14 protein-coding genes and 7 tRNA genes are annotated in these 18,876 nt (G+C 52.0%); 5 read left to right on the forward strand and 16 right to left on the reverse strand.

Annotated features, from left to right (window positions below):
- Positions 1-19: 19 nt before the first annotated feature.
- The 4 genes from corC to miaB form a co-directional block, all read right to left on the reverse strand.
- Complete coding sequence (gene corC / locus QVF11_RS22480; RefSeq protein WP_112214514.1) at positions 20-898, reverse strand: CNNM family magnesium/cobalt transport protein CorC; 879 nt, start codon at positions 896-898, stop codon at positions 20-22.
- A gap of 98 nt (positions 899-996) precedes the next feature.
- On the reverse strand, positions 997-1,464 hold the full coding sequence (ybeY, locus tag QVF11_RS22485) for an rRNA maturation RNase YbeY (protein WP_112214513.1): 468 nt from the start codon (positions 1,462-1,464) through the stop codon (positions 997-999).
- Positions 1,461-2,507, reverse strand: a complete 1,047-nt coding sequence (locus QVF11_RS22490; RefSeq protein WP_185930753.1) for a PhoH family protein — start codon at positions 2,505-2,507, stop codon at positions 1,461-1,463. Before QVF11_RS22490 ends, ybeY begins: the two co-directional genes overlap by 4 nt.
- A 155-nt stretch (positions 2,508-2,662) precedes the next feature.
- Positions 2,663-4,087 carry a tRNA (N6-isopentenyl adenosine(37)-C2)-methylthiotransferase MiaB gene (gene miaB, locus QVF11_RS22495; RefSeq protein ID WP_287859327.1) on the reverse strand — a complete coding sequence of 475 codons (1,425 nt, stop codon included), beginning with the start codon at positions 4,085-4,087 and terminating at the stop codon, positions 2,663-2,665.
- 208 nt (positions 4,088-4,295) lie between these two features.
- On the opposite strand from miaB, the gene ubiF reads away from it, so the two are divergent.
- A complete protein-coding gene (ubiF, locus tag QVF11_RS22500) occupies positions 4,296-5,471 on the forward strand; it encodes a 3-demethoxyubiquinol 3-hydroxylase (protein ID WP_287859329.1) in 1,176 nt (391 codons plus the stop codon).
- Positions 5,472-5,574: 103 nt separating this feature from the next.
- Here ubiF and QVF11_RS22505 read toward each other — a convergent pair.
- The 12 genes from QVF11_RS22505 to nagB form a co-directional block, all read right to left on the reverse strand.
- A tRNA-Gln gene (locus QVF11_RS22505) sits at positions 5,575-5,649 on the reverse strand.
- A 35-nt stretch (positions 5,650-5,684) separates the two neighbouring features.
- Positions 5,685-5,759: transfer RNA gene (locus tag QVF11_RS22510), tRNA-Gln, on the reverse strand.
- A gap of 44 nt (positions 5,760-5,803) precedes the next feature.
- Positions 5,804-5,880: transfer RNA gene (locus QVF11_RS22515), tRNA-Met, on the reverse strand.
- 22 nt (positions 5,881-5,902) lie between these two features.
- Positions 5,903-5,977, reverse strand: a tRNA-Gln gene (locus QVF11_RS22520).
- Positions 5,978-6,013: 36 nt separating this feature from the next.
- Positions 6,014-6,088: transfer RNA gene (locus QVF11_RS22525), tRNA-Gln, on the reverse strand.
- Positions 6,089-6,123: 35 nt separating this feature from the next.
- Positions 6,124-6,208 (reverse strand) — tRNA-Leu (locus tag QVF11_RS22530).
- A gap of 6 nt (positions 6,209-6,214) precedes the next feature.
- Positions 6,215-6,291: transfer RNA gene (locus QVF11_RS22535), tRNA-Met, on the reverse strand.
- Positions 6,292-6,521: 230 nt separating this feature from the next.
- Complete coding sequence (gene asnB / locus QVF11_RS22540; protein ID WP_287859331.1) at positions 6,522-8,183, reverse strand: asparagine synthase B; 1,662 nt, start codon at positions 8,181-8,183, stop codon at positions 6,522-6,524.
- A 278-nt stretch (positions 8,184-8,461) separates the two neighbouring features.
- Positions 8,462-9,214 carry an HAD-IIA family hydrolase gene (locus QVF11_RS22545; RefSeq protein ID WP_110273356.1) on the reverse strand — a complete coding sequence of 251 codons (753 nt, stop codon included), beginning with the start codon at positions 9,212-9,214 and terminating at the stop codon, positions 8,462-8,464.
- Between the two features lie 45 nt (positions 9,215-9,259).
- Positions 9,260-10,480, reverse strand: a complete 1,221-nt coding sequence (gene nagC / locus QVF11_RS22550) for a DNA-binding transcriptional regulator NagC (RefSeq protein ID WP_110273357.1) — start codon at positions 10,478-10,480, stop codon at positions 9,260-9,262.
- 8 nt (positions 10,481-10,488) lie between these two features.
- The gene (gene nagA, locus QVF11_RS22555) at positions 10,489-11,637 is read right to left on the reverse strand and encodes an N-acetylglucosamine-6-phosphate deacetylase (protein WP_112214507.1); all 1,149 of its coding nucleotides are present in this window, start codon (positions 11,635-11,637) and stop codon (positions 10,489-10,491) included.
- 60 nt (positions 11,638-11,697) lie between these two features.
- Positions 11,698-12,498, reverse strand: a complete 801-nt coding sequence (gene nagB / locus QVF11_RS22560) for a glucosamine-6-phosphate deaminase (protein WP_110273359.1) — start codon at positions 12,496-12,498, stop codon at positions 11,698-11,700.
- 313 nt (positions 12,499-12,811) lie between these two features.
- Here nagB and nagE point away from each other — a divergent pair, with 313 nt between their 5' ends.
- The 4 genes from nagE (at position 12,812) to QVF11_RS22580 (ending at position 18,833) form a co-directional block, all read left to right on the forward strand.
- The gene (gene nagE, locus QVF11_RS22565) at positions 12,812-14,764 is read left to right on the forward strand and encodes a PTS N-acetyl glucosamine transporter subunit IIABC (RefSeq protein ID WP_112214506.1); all 1,953 of its coding nucleotides are present in this window, start codon (positions 12,812-12,814) and stop codon (positions 14,762-14,764) included.
- Positions 14,765-14,943: 179 nt separating this feature from the next.
- Positions 14,944-16,611: a glutamine--tRNA ligase gene (glnS, locus tag QVF11_RS22570; protein WP_287859335.1), complete on the forward strand. Its 1,668-nt coding sequence runs from the start codon at positions 14,944-14,946 to the stop codon at positions 16,609-16,611.
- A 438-nt stretch (positions 16,612-17,049) separates the two neighbouring features.
- Complete coding sequence (gene chiP / locus QVF11_RS22575) at positions 17,050-18,453, forward strand: chitoporin ChiP (protein WP_287859337.1); 1,404 nt, start codon at positions 17,050-17,052, stop codon at positions 18,451-18,453.
- A 47-nt stretch (positions 18,454-18,500) separates the two neighbouring features.
- Positions 18,501-18,833, forward strand: coding sequence for a ChiQ/YbfN family lipoprotein (locus QVF11_RS22580; protein ID WP_112214503.1), 333 nt, complete (start codon positions 18,501-18,503; stop codon positions 18,831-18,833).
- The last annotated feature ends 43 nt before the right edge of the window (positions 18,834-18,876 follow it).

The following is an 18,876-nucleotide window of genomic DNA, read 5'->3' on the forward strand; positions in this document are numbered from 1 at the left end:
GGTTAATCGTCCCGTTGGATTAGTCTTCCAGCTTCGGCTGAGGCGCGTCATCAGGAAGTTTTACATGTACCTGAATAATACGTCTGCTGTCAGCCATTGCGACCTTGAATTGGTAACCATCAATTTCGATAGACTCGCCGCGGGCTGGCAGATGACCAAATGCTTGCATCACCAGGCCGCCGATGGTGTCGACCTCTTCGTCGCTGAAGTGGGTTCCGTAGGCTTCGTTGAAGTCTTCGATTGAGGCGAGTGCGCGTACCGTCCATGTGTGGCGGCTCAGTTGACGAAAATCGATATCTTCTTCTTCATCGTATTCGTCTTCGATCTCACCGACGATCAGTTCAAGGATGTCTTCAATGGTCACCAGACCCGAGACGCCACCAAACTCATCGATAACGATAGCCATATGATAACGCTGGGAGCGGAACTCTTTCAGCATGCGGTCAACCCGCTTGCTTTCAGGCACGACAACCGCCGGGCGCAACACTTTTTCCATGCTGAAGGCTTCCGCGTCGCTGCGCATAAACGGCAGCAGATCTTTGGCCATCAGAATCCCTTCAATGTGATCTTTATCTTCGCTGATCACCGGGAAACGCGAGTGGGCGGATTCGATTATCACATCGAGGCATTCGTCCAACGTCTGGTTACGTTTCAGGGTAATCATCTGCGAGCGAGGGATCATGATGTCGCGGACGCGTTGGTCGGCGATATCCATTACCCCTTCGAGCATATCGCGCGTGTCTTCGTCGATAAGATCGTTTTGCCCGGAATCACGGATCAGCGCCAGTAGTTCGTCACGATTTTTGGGTTCACCGTGAAAGAGCTGGCTGAGTAACAGGGAGAAGAATCCCTTTTTGCTGTTTACTGTGTCGCTACTGTGTGAATTGTCGTCGCTCATGGCGTCGTATGGGTTCTCATGTTGGTTAAATAGTCGCTCGTCACGCGTATACTCAGCGTCCGGCATAGCGGCCAGTCGCCGGCAAAGCCGGCGGCAGGTTATTCCTTCTCGGCAATGTACGGATCCTCATAGCCCAGAGCAAGCATTATCTCTGTTTCGAGGGATTCCATCTCTTCCGCTTCTTCGTCAACGATATGGTCGTAGCCTAAAAGATGCAGGCTACCGTGGACAACCATATGCGCCCAGTGCGCTTCCAGCGGTTTGCCTTGCTCTTTTGCTTCCTGTTCAACCACCTGACGGCAGATGACCAGATCGCCAAGCAGCGGCATTTCGATACCCGGCGGGGCTTCAAACGGAAAAGACAGCACGTTAGTTGGCTTATCCTTCCCGCGATAGGTCATGTTCAGCTCATGGCTTTCCGCTTCATCAACCAGGCGAATCGTGACTTCTGACTCTTCCTGGAACTGCGGGATAACGGTATCGACCCAGCGCTGAAACTGGGTCTCGTCCGGCATTCCGCTGTTATTTTCGCAAGCCAACTGTAAATCGAGAATGACCTGACTCATTTATGCTCCTGTTCCTGGGCTTCGCGTTTACGCTCGGCGGCCAGTTCTGCTTTACGTTTTTGGTCCGCTTCTTCCCATGCTTCATAGGCGTTAACAATGCGGGCGACAACCGGGTGGCGCACCACATCCTCGCTATGGAAGAAGTTGAAGCTAATCTCATCGACTTCTGCCAGCACTTCAATCGCGTGGCGTAGGCCGGATTTGGTGCTGCGCGGCAGGTCAATCTGAGTGACGTCACCGGTAATCACCGCTTTGGAGTTAAAACCGATACGGGTCAGGAACATTTTCATCTGCTCGATGGTGGTGTTCTGGCTCTCATCCAGGATGATAAAGGCATCGTTCAGCGTACGACCGCGCATATAGGCCAGCGGCGCGACTTCAATCACGTTGCGCTCAATCAGCTTCTCGACTTTCTCAAAACCAAGCATCTCGAACAGCGCGTCGTACAGCGGGCGCAGATACGGGTCGACTTTTTGACTCAAATCGCCAGGCAGGAAGCCCAGCTTTTCCCCGGCTTCAACGGCCGGGCGAGTCAGCAGAATACGACGAACATCCTGACGCTCCAGCGCGTCGACCGCAGCAGCAACTGCAAGGTAGGTTTTACCGGTCCCGGCAGGACCAACGCCGAAGGTAATATCGTGGTCGAGAATATTGGCGATGTACTGCGCCTGATTCGGCGTACGCGGCTTGATGACGCCACGCTTGGTTTTGATATTGATGGCCTTGCCGAAGTCCGGCACGCTTTCGGCGCTTTGCTCCAGCACGCGGGCTTCTTTGATTGCCAGATGAATCTGTTCCGGTTCAATATCCTGAAGTTCGCCGCGCATCGGTGCAGTATCGACATACAGGCTGCGCAGGATATCCGCCGCAGCGGTGACGCAAATCGGGCGACCGGTTATTTTAAAGTGGTTGTCACGACGATTAATCTCGATGCCGAGACGGCGTTCCAGCTGTTTAATGTTGTCATCAAACGGGCCGCAAAGGCTCAGCAGACGGGCATTATCAGCGGGCTCAAGGGTGATTTCGCGAGTGTCTGTGTTCAAACTGTTCCTCTTATGCATAGGTAGCCGGAAGGTAAACGTTCGCCGGCCTGTCAGGAAATTATTCACGTCATCGGAATATGGCGCAAGCATCGCTGTAGATATTGGGTTCAGGAGAGGAAATACAAGGCCTGCCGGAGTCGGCAGGCCTGAACGGATTATGGCTGGTAGATACCGACGCCAAGATCGTTTTCTTTACGGGTACGAGCAATCACCGATTCCGGCGTTTCTGCGATGCGCAGGCCCATTTCGTCTTCAGTACGCACCACTTTACCGCGCAGAGAGTTTGTCCAGACGTCGGTGATTTCGACATCGACAAACTTGCCAATCATCTCAGGTAAACCTTCAAAGTTGACCACACGGTTATTCTCGGTACGGCCCGACAGCTCCATAACGCTTTTACGTGAAGTGCCCTCCACCAGAATACGCTGCACGGTGCCGAGCATACGACGGCTCCATGCCGTTGCCTGCTGGTTGATTCGTTCTTGCAGAATATACAGGCGCTGCTTCTTATCTTCTTCCGGTACGTCATCGACCATATCGGCTGCCGGGGTGCCCGGGCGCGCGGAGAAGATAAAGCTGTAGCTCATATCGAAATTCACATCCGCAATCAGCTTCATGGTCTGCTCGAAATCCTGGGTGGTTTCACCTGGGAAGCCGACGATGAAGTCGGAGCTAATCTGAATATCAGGACGTGCCGCGCGCAGTTTGCGGATAATCGCCTTGTATTCCAGAGCCGTATGAGTGCGCCCCATAAGATTCAGCACGCGGTCAGAACCGCTCTGCACTGGCAGATGCAGGAAGCTCACCAGCTCCGGTGTGTCGCGATAAACCTCAATAATGTCATCGGTGAATTCGATCGGGTGGCTGGTGGTAAAGCGGATCCGATCGATGCCGTCTATCGCCGCAACCAGACGCAGCAGATCGGCGAAGCTGCCAGGGGTGCCATCGTAATTTTCACCGCGCCAGGCGTTCACGTTCTGCCCGAGCAGGTTAACTTCACGCACGCCCTGAGCCGCGAGCTGTGCGATTTCAAACAGAATATCGTCGCTCGGGCGGCTGACTTCTTCACCGCGAGTGTAAGGCACCACGCAATAGGTGCAATATTTGTTGCAGCCTTCCATGATAGAAACAAAAGCGCTGGGGCCTTCGGCGCGCGGTTCCGGTAGGCGATCGAACTTTTCGATTTCCGGGAAGCTGATATCGACGACCGGGCTACGGTTGCCACGTACAGAGTTGATCATCTCCGGCAGGCGGTGCAGGGTTTGCGGCCCAAAAATAATATCGACGTAGTGGGCGCGCTGGCGAATATGATCGCCCTCCTGAGAGGCTACGCAGCCGCCGACGCCGATGATCAAGTTGGGATTCTTCTCTTTCAGCAGCTTCCAGCGTCCTAGCTGATGGAAAACTTTTTCCTGAGCCTTCTCACGGATTGAGCAGGTATTGAGCAGCAGCACATCCGCTTCTTCTGCCACTTCGGTGAGTTGATACCCGTGTGTGGCATCCAGCAGATCGGCCATCTTTGATGAATCGTATTCGTTCATCTGACAGCCCCAGGTTTTAATATGGAGTTTTTTTGTCATCGACTTGCTCATGCTTAAGTAGGTATACCCAATGTCATTTTCTTCACCGGACGTTGCTCTGCAATGTGAAGCGTGACGGGTATGAAGCCAGGATTGCAGGGCGCGTATTGTAATGCTTTGACCGCGCCGTGACCAGTACGACCGTAATCACCACAAGGCGAATAAAAATCCGGTAAACTTAAGGGATTCGGGTTTAAGGATAATAGCCATGACAATTCATGCAACAGATGTCGTTATCGTCGGCGGCGGAATGGTGGGCGGCGCCCTGGCGCTTGGGCTGGCACAGCAAGGTTTTACGGTGACGGTCATTGAAAAGAATGCACCACCTGCTTTTGATGCGTCTTCGCCGCCTGATGTGCGAATTTCGGCCATCAGCGCGTCATCGGTCGGGCTGCTGAAAAGCCTGGGCGTCTGGGATGCTGTGCGGGCAATGCGCGCCCATGCTTATCGTCAACTGGAGACCTGGGAGTGGGAAAGTGCCCATGTTGCCTTTAATGCGACAGAACTGGAGCTGCCTGAGCTGGGCTACATGGTGGAAAATAACGTCCTCCAGCTTGCTTTATGGCAGGCGCTGGAAGCCCATGCGCAAGTCTCTCTTCATGTGGGTGCGTCATTGAAGGAAATGCGCCACGCAGAAGCACATGCTTCACTAACGTTGACCGATGATAATCAGTACGACGCACGGCTAGTGATTGGTGCGGACGGCGCTAACTCGCAGGTAAGACAACTGGCGGGAATCGGCGTGCAGGCGTGGCAGTATCAGCAATCCTGTATGTTGATAAGCGTGCAGTGCGTGGACGATCCCGGTGATAGTACCTGGCAGCAGTTCACTCCAACGGGACCGCGCGCATTTTTACCGCTGTTCGACCATTGGGCTTCACTCGTGTGGTACGACGCGCCCGCGCGGATCCGCCAACTGCAGGGAATGAATATGGTTCAGCTGCAGCAAGAAATTGCCCGCCATTTTCCGTCCCGTCTGGGGGAGGTTACACCGCTAAGCGCGGGGGCATTCCCGCTGACCCGTCGCCACGCGCTGCAATACGTTAAGCCGGGATTGGCGTTGGTGGGCGACGCCGCGCACACCATTCATCCACTGGCGGGGCAGGGGGTGAATTTAGGCTATCGTGATGTTGATGCGCTGCTGGATATTCTTTCCCGTGCGCGCGAGCATGGTGAAGAGTGGGCCAGTTTGCCTGTACTCAAGCGCTACCAGGCCCGGCGCAGAGCAGATAACCTGATTATGCAAACGGGGATGGATCTGTTTTATGCCGGGTTCAGCAACGACCTGGCACCAGTCCGTATGCTGCGAAATATCGGCCTGATGGCTGCCGGGCGAGCTGGTGTCCTGAAGCGACAGGCACTGAAGTACGCGTTGGGATTATAAACAAGACGTTCCCGGCTTGTGCTGAGCCGGGCGACGAAATGATGTGTGTGATGTAAACGTCAGAAAGCAAAAAGCCCGCCGAAGCGAGCTTTTTGCTATTAAGTGGCTGGGGTACGAGGATTCGAACCTCGGAATGCTGGTATCAGAAACCAGAGCCTTACCGCTTGGCGATACCCCAACGGGTGCGCCCACAATGTGAGCGACTTTTTAAATTGGCTGGGGTACGAGGATTCGAACCTCGGAATGCTGGTATCAGAAACCAGAGCCTTACCGCTTGGCGATACCCCAACAATTTTTTTGGATTTATCGAACTAAATCAATAAGTCCTTGTATGGTGGCTACGACGGGATTCGAACCTGTGACCCCATCATTATGAGTGATGTGCTCTAACCAGCTGAGCTACGTAGCCAAAATCTTATCATATTCTTCGATGGCTGGGGTACCTGGATTCGAACCAGGGAATGCCGGTATCAAAAACCGGTGCCTTACCGCTTGGCGATACCCCAATACCGTCGCGGTGAACCGCAAACATCGAAGAAATATGGCTGGGGTACCTGGATTCGAACCAGGGAATGCCGGTATCAAAAACCGGTGCCTTACCGCTTGGCGATACCCCAACAAAAAACTTTTACTTGCAACGCGAAAGAGTAAATGGTGCGGGAGGCGAGACTTGAACTCGCACACCTTGCGGCGCCAGAACCTAAATCTGGTGCGTCTACCAATTTCGCCACTCCCGCAAAATATGGTGGCTACGACGGGATTTGAACCTGTGACCCCATCATTATGAGTGATGTGCTCTAACCAGCTGAGCTACGTAGCCATCTTTTTTTTTGCGTTACCTTATCGGCGTTGCGGGGCGCATTATGCGTATTGAGCCTTAAAGCGTCAACCCCTTTTTCATCGAAAATGGGCTGAAAACGACTGTTTGGTTAGGTTGCGAACAGCGTGGTGTAATAATCGGCAATTATTGGTTATTTATCGTTTTTAATGATTTGCATAAGGCATAAAAAAACGGACCCCGTAGGATCCGTTTTAGATATTGATGGTTATTTAGTAAGCCGACTGGTGCACGCCGACTGCGCGTCCTGATGGATCGTTCATCGTTTTGAACGACTCATCCCATTCAATGGCTTTCGCTGAGGAACAGGCAACGGACGGGCCACCGGGTACACATTCCGCAGCGCTGGGTACCGGGAATAATTCTTCAAAGATCTCACGATACAGATACGCTTCTTTTGACGATGGCGTGTTGTACGGGAAACGGAAGCTGGCCGTTTCCAGTTGCTGATCGGAAATCTGTTCTGCCGCGACTTCTTTGAGCGTATCGATCCAGCTGTAACCTACACCGTCAGAAAACTGCTCTTTCTGGCGCCACGCGACGCTTGCCGGCAGATAAGACTCGAAGCATTCACGCAGAACATGTTTTTCCATTTTACCGTTGCCGCACATTTTATCCTGCGGGTTGATGCGCATTGCCACATCGAGGAATTTCTTATCCAGGAACGGCACGCGTGCTTCAACGCCCCAGGCAGACATCGCTTTGTTGGCGCGGGCGCAGTCAAACATATGCAGCGCTTGCAGCTTACGCACGGTCTCTTCATGCAACTCTTTGGCGTTTGGCGCTTTATGGAAATAAAGGTAGCCGCCAAATACTTCATCAGAACCTTCGCCAGACAGTACCATTTTGATGCCCATCGCTTTGATTTTACGCGACATCAAATACATTGGCGTTGAAGCGCGAATCGTCGTCACATCGTAGGTTTCGATGTGATAGATAACATCACGAATCGCGTCTAAACCTTCCTGTACGGTAAAGTGAATCTCGTGGTGCACGGTACCCAGATGGTTAGCGACTTCCTGCGCAGCCTTCAGGTCAGGAGCGCCTTCCAGGCCTACAGCGAAGGAGTGAAGCTGTGGCCACCAGGCTTCTGATTTCTCCTGATCTTCAACGCGGCGCGCGGCATATTTTTTGGTGATAGCGGAAATAACCGATGAATCCAGGCCGCCGGACAGCAGTACTCCGTAGGGAACATCGGACATCAGGTGGCTTTTCACCGACTCTTCCAGCGCCTGACGCAGTTCGTTTTTGTCAGTGACGTTGTCTTTGACCGCATCATAGTCGAACCAGTCACGCTGATAATACTGGCGGATTTCGCCATCTTTGCTCCACAGGTAGCTACCCGCCGGGAACTCTTTAATCGTGCGGCAGACCGGAACAAGGGCTTTCATTTCTGAAGCGACGTAGAAGTTGCCGTGCTCGTCATGACCCATATACAGCGGGATGATCCCGATATGGTCGCGGCCAATCAGATATGCGTCTTGTTCGCTGTCATACAGGGCGAATGCAAACATCCCCTGCAGGTCGTCCAGGAACTCCGGACCTTTCTCCTGATACAGTGCCAGGATGACTTCGCAGTCGGAACCGGTCTGGAAAGCATAGCGATCGCCGTATTCAGCGCGCAGCGCCTGGTGGTTGTAGATTTCACCGTTGACGGCGAGAGCATGGGTTTTTTGCGCGTTATACAGCGGCTGCGCACCAGCGTTAACGTCAACGATAGACAGACGCTCATGCGCCAGAATGGCTTTATCGCATGCGTAAACACCGGACCAGTCCGGACCGCGGTGGCGCATCAGGCGGGAAAGTTCCAGTGCCTTTTTACGCAGTTCGACTGCGTCAGTTTTAATATCCAGTACGCCAAAAATTGAACACATAGCCTTCTCCGTTACCCTGTCTTGTTTGAAGTGGTGCAGGCTGCATCTTATTGCGAAGCCTCAGTGCATGCTTAAGAAAATGCCGCAAAGGAGCGGGGCGCGCAAGGGGTTTACGGTCGAGAAAAGAAATAATGCAACTACTGTTGCTGAATAATGAAAAAAGAGTATGTTTTGAGCAGTTTTATTGATGGATATTTAGTAATAGTGCATTTTTATTAGAGGAAGGTGTTTTTTTGTCGCTTGAAAATGAAGAACCACGCCCGGGGACGTGGTTTTGATCAGAAAATATCAATTTCTGCGACGGAAGGGTAAATCCATGACGGTCTGAATGGCATGCTGTCGATATCGTCGAGCGTGGCGATCCCAGAAAGCACCAGAATGGTCTCCAGGCCAGCCTGAAAGCCTGCCAGAATATCCGTGCGCAAGTTATCGCCGACGATGACTGTCTGCTCAGAGTGCGCCTGCATTTTGTTTAGCGCTGAACGGATAATCCACGGGCTGGGTTTGCCGACATAGAACGGCTGACGTCCTGAGATTTTCTCGATGCCGGCGCACAGCGCACCGCAGGCAGGGTAATAGCCGCGACCGTGAGTATCCGGGTTGGTGGCGATAAAGCGCGCGCCGTTAGCGACGAAAAAAGCGGCCTTATGCATCATCTCCCAGTTAAAGGAACGGGTTTCACCGACGATAACGAAGTCAGGGTTAACGTCAGTGATGGTAAAACCGGCTTTATACAGCTCGTGAATCAGCGCGCCTTCACCCACGACATAGGCTTTCTTGCCTTCCTGGCGACGCAGAAAATCCGCCGTAGCCATTGCTGAGGTATAAAAGGCGGTATCCGGTACATCAATTCCCGCAGTCGCAAAACGGTTCGCCAGATCCTGACCGGTCTGTGAAGGGTAGTTGGTCAGCATCACCAGCGGCATCTCTTTTTCGAGAATGCGTTTGATAAATTCAGCGGCACCTGGCACAGCCACATTGTCGTGCATCAGCACGCCGTCAATATCACAAATTACGTTTTGAATGGTCATGGACAGTCCGACATCGTTGGAGAAAGGCGAAACTATAAAGCGGCTTTAACTTTCCAGCAAATGCTGGAGCAGGATCCCATTGAGCATCGCGCGCTTGACCAGAGCAAAAGCGCCGATCGCTGAGCGATGATCGAGAGTGGATCGCACCACCGGCAGATTTTTACGAAATGCCTTTAGCGCCTGATTATTGATGCAGCTTTCAATCGCTGGCAGCAGGACTTTTTCCGCTTCGACAATTTCACCGGCAATGACGACTTTTTGCGGATTAAACAGGTTAATTGCAATGGCGATGGTTTTACCCAGATGGCGGCCGACATGTTCAATAACCTCACAGGCCAGCGCATCACCTTTATTCGCCGCTTTACAGATAGTTTTAATGGTGCAGTCATCTATTGAAATTTTGCTCTGATAGCCCTGTTCCAGTAAATGACGAACGCGATGCTCGATGGCGGCATTGGCAGCAATGGTTTCCAGACAGCCAAAGTTACCGCAGTGGCAGCGCTCGCCCAGCGGATCGACCTGGATATGTCCAATTTCACCAACGTTGCCATTGCGGCCGATAAAGGTACGGCCATTGGAAATAATTCCCGCCCCGGTCCCGCGGTGTACACGCACTAAAATGGAGTCCTCGCAGTCATGACTTGCACCAAAATAGTGCTCTGCCAGCGCGAGACTACGGATATCGTGGCCAACGAAGCAGGTTAGTTTAAAACGTGCTTCCAGCGCCTCAACTAACCCCCAGTTTTCAACCTGAATGTGGGGCATATAGCGAATAACGCCACTTTCAGGGTCAACCAGGCCCGGTAGAATGACCGAGATAGCAATCAGCTCACGGATTTTACGCTGGCAGCTTTCCATAAAGGAGGCGATGATGTTGAGCAGCGCATGCTCCAGAGTTTCCTGGGTTCTTTCCGGAAGTGGGTAATGCTCTTCTTCAAGGGTTTTGCTGCTTAAATCATACAGCGTCAGGGTGGCGTCATAGCGGCCAAGGCGCACGCCAATTGCGTGGAAATTGCGGGTTTCGGCAATAATCGAGATCGCGCGGCGGCCCCCGGTGGAGGCCTGCTGATCGACTTCTTTGATCAGGCCGCGTTCAATCAGTTGACGCGTAATTTTGGTTACGCTGGCAGGGGCAAGCTGGCTTTGTTCCGCAATCTGAATACGCGAGATTGGGCCGTGCTGATCAATCAACCGATAGACGGCCGCGCTGTTCAGCTGTTTTACGAGATCGACGTTACCAATTTGAGCTTGTCCGCCTGCTGTCATACTTTTACTTACTCAGTGACGACCTCGTTACCATTAACGATGGTCTTGGTGATTTTATAATCGCGGGTGAATGCGGTCAGGTTAGCGACCATCCCCGGAGCAATGCTGCCTAATTGTTTGTCCACGCCAATCGCGCGAGCAGGATAGAGGGTTGCCATACGCAACACTTCGTCCAGCGCTATGCCGCAATGTTCGACGAGGTTACGTACCCCTTCAATCATGGTCAGCGAAGAACCGCTAAGGGTGCCGTTTTCATCCACGCACAATCCATTCCGGTAGTATATTGTTTTACCAGCAAAAATGAACTGTTCAATATTGGCACCTGCCGGTGCTGTCGCGTCGGTCACGAGGCACAGTTTGTCGCCTTTCAGGCGTTTAGCGAGACGGACGTTGGCGTAATCGACATGTAGACCATCCACAATAATGCCGCAGTAAATATCCGGTTCGTCGAAAATCGCGCCCGCCAGACCCGGCTCGCGGCCGGTAATATAAGGCATTGCGTTAAACAGATGGGTGGCGAAAGTAATGCCAGAACGGAAGCCGATTTTCGCTTCTTTCAGCGTGGCGTTGGAATGGCCCGCGGAAACGATAATACCTGCAGCGACCAGCTTGCGGATCACTTCCGGCTCAACGCGCTCTGGGGCGAGTGTGAGTTTGGTAATCACATCCGCGTTTTCGCACAGAAAGTCGACCAGCGCGGCATCCGGTTTACGCACGTAGTCCGGATTATGGGTGCCTTTCTTAACAATGTTCAGCCACGGGCCTTCGAGATGTAAACCCAGAGCCTGATTCGGATGCTTTTGCAGATATTCGCGCATTACGCGAACGCCCTGTTTCATCAGGTCATCGCTGGCGGTAATGAGCGTGGGTAAGTAGCTGGTGCAGCCGGAGCGCTGGTTAGCCTCCTGCATAATTTCCAGCGTTTTAACGGTGACGGCATCGGGTGTGTCGTTAAACTGCACGCCGCCGCAGCCGTTCAGCTGTACGTCGATAAAACCGGGAGCAAGAATGGCGCCATCAACCGAGCGTTGTTCAATCCCGGTGGGTAAATCAGTCAGCGGACAGATACGTTCGATAAGGCCATTGGCGATAACGATCGCATGGTCATCCAGAATTTCATGACCGGTATAAATCCGGCCTTGGGTTAATGCATACATTACGACCCCCGGTTGTCAAAAATGGTTGTCCCGCGGGAGCGGCCGCAGGACGAGACTACATTACAGACCTTTGATGTTTTCAGCTTCTAATTCATTGAAATATTTCAAAGTCTTAACTTTCAGTTCCATCGTAGACGGCTCGTCGCAGACCACAACCGCTTTCGGGTGTAGTTGCAGACAGGTAATGGTCCACATATGGTTAACGTTGCCTTCAACCGCTGCCTGCAGCGCCAGCGCTTTCTGCCCCCCCAACACCAGAATCATCACTTCTTCTGCATCAAGCAGAGTACCTACGCCAACGGTTAGCGCGTATTTAGGCACCTGGTCTACGTCACCGTCAAAGAAGCGGGAGTTTGCTATACGGGTATCATGAGTCAGGGTTTTAATGCGGGTACGGGAAGCCAGCGAAGAGGCCGGTTCATTAAACGCGATGTGCCCATCGTTGCCTACGCCGCCCATGAACAGGTTGATTTTGCCGTAAGAACGAATTTTTTCTTCATAACGACGGCATTCAGCATCGATATCAGGTGCATTACCATTCAGCAAATTAATGTTTTCTGCCAGAATATCAACGTGATCAAAGAAGTTGCGGTGCATAAAGCTATGATAGCTTTCTGGATGCTCTTTCGGCAGACCAACATACTCATCCATGTTAAAAGTGACGACATGCTTAAAGCTGACCTGGCCTGCTTTGTGCATCTCAACCAGCGCTTTGTAAGCCGTCAGCGGGGTGCCGCCGGTTGGCAGACCCAGTACAAACGGACGATCCGCCGTAGGGTTGAACGCATTGATGCGATTAACGATGTGGCGGGCAGCCCATTTACCGACTTGCTCAGCTGTTACCAGGGGGATCAGTCTCATTGTTCACCTCTATAGTTAAATTAGAACCTGGCGGATTGGCGCCAGCATACTATTAAGAGTATTGCAGTAACTGCGTCGGCTGGGGTCAATCCGTGTTGATTTTTTGAATGATAAAATAAGTTTTCGTTGTTAGCCAGAAAAAGGCGGAGGGTAATACGATATTTGGTGATTTTTGTCACAAAAAATACCCATTTAATTTGCGAGACGAATTAATTTTTCAGACACTTTGCAGGTAAGTTAAAAATTTAACCAGGTTGCACAATAATAAAGTGGCTTTGAATGAGCCTCATCGGGGTCTCATAGGGGGAATAAGATGAATATTTTAGGTTTTTTCCAGCGACTCGGTAGGGCGTTGCAGCTCCCTATCGCAGTGCTGCCGGTCGCGGCGCTTCTGCTGCGATTCGGTCAACCAGATTTACTTAACATCGCGTTTATTGCGCAGGCGGGTGGGTCAATCTTTGACAACCTGGCGCTGATTTTCGCTATCGGTGTGGCATCCAGCTGGTCAAAGGACAGCGCCGGTGCCGCCGCGCTGGCGGGAGCAGTAGGTTACTTCGTGCTGACCAAAGCGATGGTCACCATCAATCCGGCAATCAACATGGGCGTCCTGGCGGGTATTATTACTGGTCTGGTGGCGGGTGCGACTTACAACCGCTGGTCGGGCATCAAACTGCCTGACTTCCTGAGCTTCTTTGGTGGCAAACGCTTTGTGCCAATTGCTACCGGCTTCTTCTGTCTGGTGCTGGCGGCTATCTTCGGTTATGTATGGCCGCCGGTGCAGAACGCCATTCATGCAGGCGGAGAATGGATCGTCGGCGCTGGCGCGCTGGGTTCTGGTATCTTCGGTTTCATCAACCGTCTGCTGATCCCAACCGGTTTGCATCAGGTTCTGAACACCATTGCCTGGTTCCAGATTGGTGAATTCACTAACGCCGCAGGTGCGGTATTCCACGGTGACATCAACCGCTTCTACGCGGGTGACGGCACGGCGGGGATGTTCATGTCCGGCTTCTTCCCGATCATGATGTTCGGTCTGCCGGGTGCAGCGCTGGCGATGTACTTCGCGGCCCCTAAAGAGCGTCGTCCAATGGTCGGCGGTATGCTGCTGTCTGTTGCAATTACCGCATTCCTGACCGGTGTCACCGAGCCGCTGGAATTCCTGTTCATGTTCCTGGCGCCGTTGCTGTATCTCCTGCACGCCATCCTGACCGGTATCAGCCTGTTTGTTGCGACAGCGTTGGGCATCCACGCGGGCTTCTCCTTCTCCGCAGGTGCTATCGACTATGTTCTGATGTACAGCCTGCCAGCAGCCAGTAAAAACGTCTGGATGCTGATTGTTATGGGCGTGGTGTTCTTCGTCATTTACTTCCTGCTGTTCAGTGCGGTTATCCGTATGTTCAACCTGAAAACGCCGGGTCGTGAAGATAAAACCGATGACGTGGTGACTGAAGAAGCAAACAGCAATACCGAAGAAGGTTTGACTCAACTGGCAACCAACTACATCGCTGCGGTTGGCGGTACGGATAACCTGAAAGCGATTGATGCGTGTATTACTCGTCTGCGTCTGACCGTTGCAGACTCTGCACTGGTTAACGATGCGGCCTGTAAGCGCCTGGGCGCTTCGGGTGTGGTTAAACTGAACAAACAGACCATTCAGGTTATCGTGGGTGCGAAAGCTGAATCCGTTGGTGATGAAATGAAAAAAGTGGTTGCGCGTGGCCCGGTTGCGGCGACGTCTGCCTCTTCTGCTCATAGCGCACCTGTTGCATCAGTTGCTAAACCACAGGCCGTGGCGAATGCGAAAACCGTGGAAGCGCTGGTTTCGCCAATCACTGGTGATATCGTTGCCCTGGAGCAGGTTCCGGACGAAGCGTTTGCCAGCAAAGCAGTCGGTGACGGCGTGGCGGTGAAACCAACGGACAAGATTGTTGTTGCTCCGGCTGCAGGCACGGTGGTGAAGATCTTTAACACCAACCATGCGTTCTGCCTGGAAACTGAAAATGGCGCGGAAATCGTTGTCCACATGGGTATTGATACCGTCGCGCTTAACGGTCAGGGCTTTAAACGTCTGGTGGAAGAGGGGGCTGAAGTGAAAGCTGGCCAGCCGATTCTGGAACTGGATCTTGAATTCCTGAATGCTAATGCGCGCTCCATGATTAGCCCGGTGGTGTGCAGCAACAGCGACGACTACAGCGCACTGGTTATTCAGGCAACCGGTAAGGTTGTAGCAGGTCAGACACCGCTATACGAAATTAAAGGCAAGTAAGGCTCCTGAGTAGAGTTTATGCCTCAAGCGGCGCAGCGAAATCTGCGCCGCTTTTTTTTAGTGCAAATAACCTCAATATTTCCGTTTGATACCTATTTTGCGTAACTAAAGGTTGTCAGCCTCTTCGGCTTATAAGATCATACGCCGTTATACGTTGTTTACGCTTTGAGGAACCCGCGATGAGTGAGGCAGAAGCCCGCCCGACTAACTTTATTCGTCAGATAATCGATGAAGATCTGGCTACTGGTAAGCACACCACTGTTCATACCCGTTTTCCACCGGAACCGAATGGTTATCTGCACATTGGCCATGCGAAGTCTATTTGTCTGAACTTTGGTATCGCCCAGGACTACAAAGGTCAATGCAACCTGCGTTTCGATGACACCAACCCGGTGAAGGAAGATATCGAGTACGTTGAGTCGATTAAAAACGACGTGCAGTGGTTAGGTTTCCACTGGTCCGGAGATGTTTGCTACTCGTCTGATTATTTCGATCAGCTGCACCAGTATGCGGTTGAATTGATCAATAAAGGTCTGGCCTACGTTGATGAACTGTCGGCGGAAGAAATCCGTGAATATCGCGGGACCCTGAAAGAGCCGGGTAAAAATAGTCCGTATCGCGATCGCAGCGTGAAAGAGAACCTGGCGCTGTTTGAGAAAATGCGTACCGGTGGTTTTGCCGAGGGGAAAGCCTGCCTGCGCGCGAAAATCGATATGGCTTCTCCGTTTATCGTGATGCGCGATCCGGTGTTGTATCGTATTAAGTTCGCCGATCACCACCAGACCGGAAGCAAGTGGTGCATCTACCCGATGTACGACTTCACCCACTGCATCAGCGATGCACTGGAAGGGATTACCCATTCCCTGTGCACTCTTGAGTTCCAGGATAACCGCCGTTTGTACGATTGGGTGCTGGATAACATCAGTATCCCCGTGCATCCGCGTCAGTATGAATTCTCGCGTCTTAACCTCGAATACACCGTGATGTCTAAGCGCAAGCTGAATCAGCTGGTGACCGAGAAGCACGTTGAAGGTTGGGATGACCCGCGTATGCCGACGATCTCCGGTCTGCGTCGTCGCGGTTACACCGCTGAATCCATCCGTGAGTTCTGCAAACGCATCGGCGTGACCAAACAAGACAACACCATTGAAATCGCTTCGCTGGAATCCTGCATTCGTGAGGATTTGAACGAAAACGCTCCGCGCGCGATGGCCGTTATCGACCCGGTTAAGCTGGTTATCGAAAACTATCCGCAGGGCGGTAGCGAAATGGTGACTATGCCGAATCATCCGAGCAAACCGGAGATGGGCAGCCGTGAAGTACCGTTCAGTGGCGAGATCTGGATCGATCGCGCGGATTTCCGTGAAGAAGCGAACAAGCAGTACAAGCGTCTGGTGCTGGGCAAAGAAGTCCGTCTGCGCAATGCTTACGTTATCAAAGCCGAGCGCGTAGAGAAGGATGTGGAAGGTAATATCACCACTATCTTCTGTACCTACGATGCTGACACTCTGAGCAAAGATCCGGCTGATGGTCGCAAGGTGAAGGGTGTGATTCACTGGGTGAGCGCAGCGCATGCGCTGCCGGTAGAGATTCGTCTGTACGATCGTCTGTTCAGCGTGCCAAATCCCGGTGCTGCTGATGATTTTCTGTCGGTCATGAACCCGGAATCGCTGATTATCAAGCAGGGTTTTGCTGAACCAAGCCTGGCGCAGGCGCAGCCTGAAAAAGCATACCAGTTCGAGCGTGAAGGTTACTTCTGCCTCGACAGCCGCTATGCAACCGCAACCAATTTGGTATTTAACCGTACCGTTGGTCTGCGCGACACCTGGGCAAAAGCCGGCGCGTAGTTATCCGCTATTTATGAGAACGCCGCAAACAGCGGCGTTTTTTTTATTTCAGAATCAGGAGATTAAATTCCCATATTTTCGCGATGCGAATTAATCTTGTTTACAGATTGTAATAATCACAACTATTTGTCCCTTCGGTCATCCTCTATAAAATCATGTAATCGCTTTCATTACGCCTATTTTTTCTGATATAGCAAGCACTTCCACGTCAAATGCATGACATCTACGACTGAAACAAAAAGACATAGATTATGTGCGCTTTGTCATAATCTTCATCTTTGATCACCGAAAGAGATTGATAATTCGCGTCACGAAAAATAGTCTATACCCAGTGGTTATGCGGATTTTACCGCTCCACTTTTTAAGCAGTTTTATTTTATTTTTTTCGCTAGTTGCCCTTGGTAACTGCGTTTTTAAAAAGTCAAAGAGGATATGCATATGCGTACGTTTAGTGGCAAACGTAGTACGCTGGCGCTGGCTATCGCCGGTGTGACAGCACTGTCAGGTTTTGCAATGGTACCGGATGCGAAAGCGGAAGGGTTCATTGATGATTCAACGTTAACCGGCGGCATCTATTACTGGCAGCGTGAACGTGACCGTAAAGATGTGACCGACGGCGACAAATACAAAACTAACCTTTCTCATTCCACCTGGAACGCCAACCTCGACTTCCAGTCCGGCTATGCCGCCGATATGTTCGGCATTGATGTTGCGGCCTTTACCGCCATCGAAATGGGTGAAAGCAGCGACAGCGGACACCCGAACGAAATCGCTTTCTCCTCACGCAATAAAACTTACGATGAAGACTATTCCGGTGATAAGAGCGGGATCAGCCTGTACAAAGCAGCCGCCAAATTTAAATTTGGCCCGGCATGGGCGCGTGCTGGCTATATCCAGCCTACCGGTCAAACCTTGCTGGCTCCGCACTGGAGCTTTATGCCGGGTACCTATCAGGGGGCTGAAGCCGGTGCTAATTTTGACTACGGCGATGCGGGCGCGCTGAGTTTCTCCTATATGTGGACAAACGAATATAAAGCGCCGTGGCACATTGAGATGGATGAGTTCTATCAGAACGACAAGAAAACCAAGGTTGATTATCTCCACTCTCTCGGCGCCAAGTATGATTTTAAAAATGACCTCGTGCTGGAAGCCGCATTTGGCCAGGCACAGGGTTACATCGACCAGTATTTCGCTAAGGCCAGCTACAAATTTGATGTCGCAGGCACGCCGCTAACCACCAGCTACCAGTTCTACGGTACTCGCGATAAAGTCAGCAACGGCGGGGCGAACGATATTTATGATGGTACCGCCTGGCTACAGGCATTGACCTTTGGCTATAAGGTTGCTGATGTTCTCGACCTGCGCCTGGAAGGAACCTGGGTTAAAGCCGATGGTCAGCAGGGCTACTTCCTGCAGCGTATGACGCCGACTTACGCCTCATCTAACGGTCGTCTGGATGTCTGGTGGGATAACCGCTCTGACTTCAACGCCAACGGTGAAAAAGCGGTGTTCTTCGGTGCGATGTATGACATGAAGAACTGGAATATGCCGGGTTGGGCCTTCGGCGCGTCCTATGTTTATGCATGGGATGCAAAACCAGGAAAAATGTCTTCTCCTGATGCTTACTACAACCCTGACAAACGTCTGGAAGAGTCAGCCTATAGCCTGGATGCGATGTACACCGTACAGGAAGGACGCGCGAAGGGTACGCTGTTTAAACTGCACTTTACTCAATACGACAACCACTCCGATATCCCAAGCTGGAGCGGCGGCTACGGCAACATCTTCCAGGATGAGCGCGACGTGAAGTTCATGGTTATTGCTCCATTCACCATTTTCTGATGCCAGTGCGGCGGGCGTGATCCTGCCGCAATTTCCCGAGGTCGATTATGAAGAAGCTATTGCTTGTCGCCATTGTGGCGGCAGGTCTGGTTGCCTGCACGCAGTCGCCAGCGCCGAAAGAGGATTCAAAGTTAAAAGATGCCTACAGCGCCTGTATTAATACTGCTGAAGGTAACCCAGATAAAGTCGAAGCCTGCCAGAGCGTATTAGACGTTCTGAAGCAAGAGAAGCAGCATCAGCAGTTCGCCACCCAGGAAAGCGTGCGAGTACTGGATTACCAGCAATGTATCCAGGCGCGTAAAACCGGTAACGATCAGGCAGTACAGTCGCGCTGTGACCAGATTTGGAAAGAGATTCGTAGCAACAACACGAAACCCTGATTTTTACTTTTCGTAGCCATAAAAAAAGCCAACCGTCAGGTTG

The sequence above is a fragment of the Klebsiella sp. genome (genome assembly GCF_027492335.1).
Classification (GTDB): Bacteria; Pseudomonadota; Gammaproteobacteria; order Enterobacterales; family Enterobacteriaceae; genus Klebsiella; species Klebsiella huaxiensis.

What these genes read in the sequence shown, in the direction of transcription:
- corC (WP_112214514.1), bottom strand. Translation starts at nt 898, where the DNA reads ATGAGCGACGACAATTCACACAGTAGCGACACAGTAAACAGCAAAAAG.
- ybeY (WP_112214513.1), bottom strand. Translation starts at nt 1,464, where the DNA reads ATGAGTCAGGTCATTCTCGATTTACAGTTGGCTTGCGAAAATAACAGC.
- miaB (WP_287859327.1), bottom strand. Translation starts at nt 4,087, where the DNA reads ATGACAAAAAAACTCCATATTAAAACCTGGGGCTGTCAGATGAACGAA.
- ubiF (WP_287859329.1), top strand. Translation starts at nt 4,296, where the DNA reads ATGACAATTCATGCAACAGATGTCGTTATCGTCGGCGGCGGAATGGTG.
- asnB (WP_287859331.1), bottom strand. Translation starts at nt 8,183, where the DNA reads ATGTGTTCAATTTTTGGCGTACTGGATATTAAAACTGACGCAGTCGAA.
- QVF11_RS22545 (WP_110273356.1), bottom strand. Translation starts at nt 9,214, where the DNA reads ATGACCATTCAAAACGTAATTTGTGATATTGACGGCGTGCTGATGCAC.
- nagC (WP_110273357.1), bottom strand. Translation starts at nt 10,480, where the DNA reads ATGACAGCAGGCGGACAAGCTCAAATTGGTAACGTCGATCTCGTAAAA.
- nagA (WP_112214507.1), bottom strand. Translation starts at nt 11,637, where the DNA reads ATGTATGCATTAACCCAAGGCCGGATTTATACCGGTCATGAAATTCTG.
- nagB (WP_110273359.1), bottom strand. Translation starts at nt 12,498, where the DNA reads ATGAGACTGATCCCCCTGGTAACAGCTGAGCAAGTCGGTAAATGGGCT.
- nagE (WP_112214506.1), top strand. Translation starts at nt 12,812, where the DNA reads ATGAATATTTTAGGTTTTTTCCAGCGACTCGGTAGGGCGTTGCAGCTC.
- glnS (WP_287859335.1), top strand. Translation starts at nt 14,944, where the DNA reads ATGAGTGAGGCAGAAGCCCGCCCGACTAACTTTATTCGTCAGATAATC.
- chiP (WP_287859337.1), top strand. Translation starts at nt 17,050, where the DNA reads ATGCGTACGTTTAGTGGCAAACGTAGTACGCTGGCGCTGGCTATCGCC.
- QVF11_RS22580 (WP_112214503.1), top strand. Translation starts at nt 18,501, where the DNA reads ATGAAGAAGCTATTGCTTGTCGCCATTGTGGCGGCAGGTCTGGTTGCC.